Annotated in this window: 5 protein-coding genes and 1 other RNA gene; all 6 read left to right on the forward strand. The window is 63.3% G+C overall.

The window, feature by feature from the left end; translation table 11 throughout:
- The coding region (locus OXH56_09440) for a C4-type zinc ribbon domain-containing protein (protein MCY3555531.1) at positions 1–481 on the forward strand (481 nt) is incomplete at its 5' end.
- Between the two features lie 42 nt (positions 482–523).
- Positions 524–900, forward strand: an RNA gene (rnpB, locus tag OXH56_09445) — RNase P RNA component class A.
- 48 nt (positions 901–948) lie between these two features.
- Complete coding sequence (gene recJ, locus OXH56_09450) at positions 949–2,658, forward strand: single-stranded-DNA-specific exonuclease RecJ (protein MCY3555532.1); 1,710 nt, start codon at positions 949–951, stop codon at positions 2,656–2,658.
- A 14-nt stretch (positions 2,659–2,672) separates the two neighbouring features.
- Positions 2,673–3,611, forward strand: coding sequence for a methylmalonyl Co-A mutase-associated GTPase MeaB (gene meaB, locus OXH56_09455; GenBank protein MCY3555533.1), 939 nt, complete (start codon positions 2,673–2,675; stop codon positions 3,609–3,611).
- Positions 3,612–3,693: 82 nt separating this feature from the next.
- Entirely contained in the window at positions 3,694–4,110 is a 417-nt protein-coding gene (locus OXH56_09460; GenBank protein ID MCY3555534.1) for a cobalamin B12-binding domain-containing protein, read from the forward strand.
- A gap of 35 nt (positions 4,111–4,145) precedes the next feature.
- On the forward strand, positions 4,146–5,589 hold a 1,444-nt coding region (locus tag OXH56_09465; GenBank protein MCY3555535.1), incomplete at its 3' end, for an amidohydrolase.

The following is a 5,589-nucleotide window of genomic DNA, read 5'->3' on the forward strand; positions in this document are numbered from 1 at the left end:
ACAGCTCTACAGCGTGAAGACCAACAAGGAGTACGACGCCCTCCAGGCGGAGATCCAGGCGCAGAAGAACCGCATCTCCGAACTCGAAGACGGGATACTCCAGTTGATCGACGAGGCGGAGACCGAACAGGAGACACTGGAGACCATTCGCGGCGAGACCGAATCGCTCATCGAGCGTTTCGGCGAGGAGCGCACGACGCTCGAGTCCAGGCTCTCGGCGGTGGACGAGGACGTGGCCGTCAAGATGGACGAACGGAAGCGCATGGCCATGCGCGTGGAGAACCAGGTCCTGAAGGTCTACGACCGGATCCGCCGGAACCTGCGGGGGATGACCGTCGTTCCGATCAAGAAAGGGGCCTGCTCCGGCTGTTTTCACGTGATCCCGTTGCAGGTCGTCATGCAGATCCGCCAGGGACGACGGCTGGTATCCTGTGAAAGCTGCGGCCGGATTCTGATAACGGAAGAAGGACTGGAGTATTGAACCGCGGCGCGCCCCGTGTTATATTGAACCTGTAAAACGTCCCAAGTCGACCAGGCGATCGCGTTCGCCGTCAGGGCGGACGAGGAAAGTCCGAGCACCGCAGGGCGGGATGCCTGCTAACGGCAGGGGGCAGTGATGCCACGGAAAGTGTCACAGAAAACACACGGCCGATCCCTTCGGGGAGGCAAAGGTGAAAAGGCGAGGTAAGAGCTCACCGCGGTCCGGGTAACCGGTCCGGCAGGACAAACCCCATCTGGTGCAAGACCGAATAGGAGAGGAGAGACGGCCCGTCTCGACCGCCGGGAAACCGGAGACTCTCGGGTTAGGTCGCACGAGGCGGCTGGCGACAGCCGTCCCAGATAGATGGTCGCCACCTTCATCGCGAAGGCACAGAACTCGGCTTACGGTCGGCTTGGACGTTTTACGGTACCTGGTACCACGATCACCCTCAAAAACCGACAGTTTCCATGAACAGCCGCTGGGTCCTACTAGACGAACATCCCCAGGTTCCCCAGATGATGGAGCTGATCAACGTCCCGCGCGTGATCGCGCAGATCCTGCTCAACCGGGGCGTTTCGACTTTCGATGATGCCCGGTATTTCCTGAAACCCACCCTCGATGACCTGCACAGTCCCTTTCTCATGGCGGACATGGACCTGGCCGTGGAACGGATTCACGACGCCATCCAGGGCGGGGAACATATTATGGTCTTCGGCGACTACGACGTGGACGGTACGACGGCGACCACGTTGCTGTACCTGACGATCAAGTTGCTGACGGACCGGATTTCCTCCTACATCCCCAACCGCATGACCGACGGCTACGGACTGTCCATCGAAGGCCTGGAGGAAGCCAAAGGCCGCGGCGTAACGCTGATCCTGGCCGTCGACTGCGGGATTACCGCGAACGCCGAGGTGGAACTGGCCCGCGAAATGGGCATCGACGTCGTCATCATCGACCACCATGTGCCGGGCGACACCCTTCCGAACGGCGTGGCCATTCTGAATCCGAAGCGGGACGACTGCGAATACCCCTTCAAGGAGCTTTGCGGCGTCGGCCTGGCGTACAAAGTGGCGCAGGCGCTGGCCGAGCACGTGGGACTGCCGGAAAACACGGTGTATACGCACATGGACCTCGTGGCCCTGGGCACCACGGCGGACATCGTCCCCCTGCGCGACGAGAACCGGGTGCTGACCAAGTACGGCCTGGACATGATGCAGCAGACGCACAAATCGGGCCTGCAGGCGCTGCTGGACGTTGCGGGGCTGCGGGAGAAAGAACTGTCCACGGGCCACATGCTCTTCCTGCTGGCGCCGCGGATAAACGCCGCCGGCCGCATGGGCGACGCCACGCGCGTGGTCGATCTCCTGATCACCGAAGACCAGAACAAAGCGGCGCAGTTGGCCGAAGAGCTGAACGTGGAGAACAAAAGGCGGCGCAAGGAGGATACCCTCACTTTCGAATCCGCCCGGGACATCGTGGAAAATGATCCGGTCCTCAGGGAATCGAAAGGCCTGGTACTCGATTCGGACACCTGGCATCCCGGCATCATCGGTATCGTGGCGTCCCGCATGGTTGAAGCCTTTAATCGGCCGGTCGTGATGATCTCGACCACGGGGGAGAAAGGACGCGGCTCGGCGCGGACCGTGGGCGATTTCCACCTGTACAACGCCATCAAGGAATGTTCCGACCTGCTGATCCAGTTCGGCGGCCACCACCACGCGGCGGGCCTGTCCATCGAAAAGGACCGCATCGCCGAATTCAGGAAGCGTTTCAACGAGGTGGTCGCGGCGCGCGCGACACCGGCCGATTTCATCCCCAAGCTCGAAATCGACTCGGAAATCGAACTCGACGAGGTGACCCCGCGCATGGTCAAGCTCATGAAGATGATTGGTCCCTTCGGACCGGCGAACCACCACCCCGTGCTCGTGTCGCGCGACCTGAGCGTGGTTGGAAAGCCAAGGACCATCGGGATGGAAAAGAAACACCTGAGGTTCAGGGTCAGGCAGAAGGGCCGCACCATGGACGCGATCGGTTTCGGCATGGCGCACTTCGCCGATCGCCTGAACGACAGCCGGGACCGCCTGGACCTGGCCTACACCCTCGAGGAAAACACCTTTCGGGGCGAAACCAGCCTCCAGTTGAGAATAAAAGACATAAAACTCGGCACGGTATAGCCGCCGATCCCGCTATGAAACTACTCGACCGTTTCCTTGCCGGAGACCGGACCGCCCTGTCCCGCGTCATCACCCTGCTCGAAAACGACAGAGACCGGCGTTCCGCCATTCTGGATGTGCTGCATCCCCGTTCCGGCAACGCCCGCCGCATCGGAATCACGGGCCCGCCCGGTTCCGGCAAGAGCACCCTGACCGACCGCCTCTCCGCCCGGTTCCGCAAGAACGGCCGCACGGTAGGGATCATCGCGGTGGACCCGACCAGTCCCTTCACCGGCGGCGCGTTGCTCGGCGACCGGCTCCGCATGCAGGGATCGTGGGACGATCCGCAGGTTTTCATGCGCAGCCAGGCCGAAGGAAGCCATTCCGGCGGACTTTCGGAGGCGACGCCTTACGCCATGACGGCCCTTGACGCCTTCGGCAAAGATGTTATCATTGTGGAGACCGTAGGCGTAGGCCAGTCCGCCCTCGATGTTACCGACGTCAGCGATACGACCGTCGTCCTGCTCACGCCGGAATCGGGCGACAGCGTTCAGGCCATGAAGGCCGGCCTGATGGAGATCGCCGACGTGCTGGTCGTCAACAAGTCCGATCGCGAAGGCGCGGACCGGTTCGCCTCGGAATTAAAGACGATCGTGGACATGGGGCGGTGGGAGGAAGGCTGGAAACCGCCCGTCCTCAGCGCCAGCGCGCGGGACGATACCGGTATCGACGACCTGTATGAGCGCCTGGACGCCCACCGGGACTACCTCGCCGAAGAAGGCAGGCTGCAGGCGCGCCGGCTGCGCCAGGAGCGCACGGCCATCGAGAAAGCGCTCGGCGAATGGTGGCACGGCCGGCTGACGGCGCTTCGGGACGCCGGAGACTTGATGGACCGCCTTTCCGAACGCGTAGCCCGCGGGGAGTTGAGCCCGCTGGCCGCCGCCCGGGAATTAGCGGAAGGCATGGCGGATTGATCCGGCGCCGCCGCCCCGCGGTAGCGCGGATTGGCGTCGCGCCGCCGCCCCGCGGTAGCGCGGATTGAGAGAGCAGGCGATCATGGCGGAAAACATTCGGGTTCTCGTCGCCAAACCGGGTCTTGACGGCCATGACCGCGGCGCCAAGGTGGTGGCCGCCGCCTTGCGTGACGCCGGCATGGAGGTGATCTACACCGGGCTTCGGCAGACGCCCGAAATGATCGTGGAAGCGGCCGTGCAGGAAGACGTGGACGTGGTCGCGCTGAGCATACTCTCAGGGGCGCACATGACCATCTTTCCCCGCGTCATGGACCTGCTGCGCGAAAGAGGCGTTCAACACGTGCTCCTCACCGGCGGCGGCATCATCCCGAAATCCGACGCCGAGGAGCTCGCGGAAATCGGCGTGGGTAAGCTGTTTGGCCCGGGCACTTCGACGCGGGACATCATCAATTACATCGACGAGGAAGTGGACCGCCGCCGCGTGGCGGACGAGATTTAGGCATGGCGCTGACGCCAGCTCAGCAGGAGGGGCACATGCGAAAATCAGTGATTGCGGCGACCATCGCGGGATTGATGTCCCTGGTATGGGTCGCCATCGGAGAAGCCCAGGTACGCAAGTCCAGCGCGGACCTGGTGCTGATAAACGGCACGGTTTACACGATGAACGCCGAACGGCCCAAGGCGCAGGCCGTGGCCGTCATCGGCAACCGGATCGCCGTCGTGGGCGTCGATGCGGACGTGGAACCCTTCATCGGCCCCGATACCCGGGTGATCGATCTCCAGGGCCGGACCATGGTGCCCGGATTGAAGGAAAGCCACGGCCACCTCATGAGTATCGGCGTCGCGAAGATGACCGTCGACCTGGTGGGCATATCGGGTTACGACGAACTCATCGAACGGGTTGTCGCGGCGGCCGACGGTGTGGGGGAAGGCGAGTGGATCACTGGCCGCGGATGGCACGAGGAGAAGTGGACGGACCGCAGTTCGCTCACGGTCCGTGGGTTCATGACTCACCACAGGCTGAGTGAGGCCGTGCCCGATATCCCGGTATACGTGCGAAGGGCCGACGGCCATGCCGCCTTCGCCAACGCCCGGGCCATGGAACTGATGGGGATCGACCGGAATTCGCAGTCTCCACCGGGCGGCGACATCATCAAGGACGACGACGGAAACCCCACCGGTATCCTGGTGGACAAGGCCATGGGACTGGTGCGCGTCCCCGGCCTCACCGAGAACCAGCGGCGTCAGGCCCTTGAACTCGGCATCCAGGAATGCCTGGCCAACGGCATCACCATGTTCGACGACGCCGGGGTCGGCGAGGACGGGATCGACCTGTACAAGGAGTACGCGGATGCGGGAAAACTGGACATGCGCATCTACGTGATGGCCTCGAATCTGCACACCATGGTCGCCTTGCAGAGACCATGGTCTCATCCCGATGGGTTTCTCACCGTACGAGCCGTCAAGATGTACGGCGATGGAGCGCTCGGTTCGCGGGGCGCGTGGTTGCTGGAACCCTACGAAGACGACCCGGGGAACACCGGTTTCCCCACGACCCCGCCCGACATGATCTACGAGGCCGCCCGATATGGCCTGGCCAATGGCTGGCAGGTGTGCACCCACGCCATCGGCGACCGCGGTAATCGCATGATGCTCGACATGTACGAGAAGGCGATGGAGGAATTCCCCCACGTGAAAGACCACCGGTTCCGCGACGAACATACCCAGATCCTGGACGAGGCGGACATCCCCCGGTTCGCCCAGCTGGGCGTGATCGCGTCGATGCAGGGCATACACGCGACCTCGGACCTTCCCTGGGCGCCGGACCGGCTCGGTCAAGCCCGCACGGCAGAAGGCGGCTATGTCTGGCAGAAGCTGCTGCAGCATGGCGTGAAGATCATCAACGGGACCGACGCGCCGGTCGAAGACGTCAGTCCCATCGCCTCCTTCTACGCCAGCGTGACCCGTGAGCGGCCGG

The sequence above is a fragment of the Gemmatimonadota bacterium genome, assembly GCA_026702745.1.
Taxonomy (GTDB): Bacteria; JAAXHH01; JAAXHH01; order JAAXHH01; family JAAXHH01; genus JAAXHH01.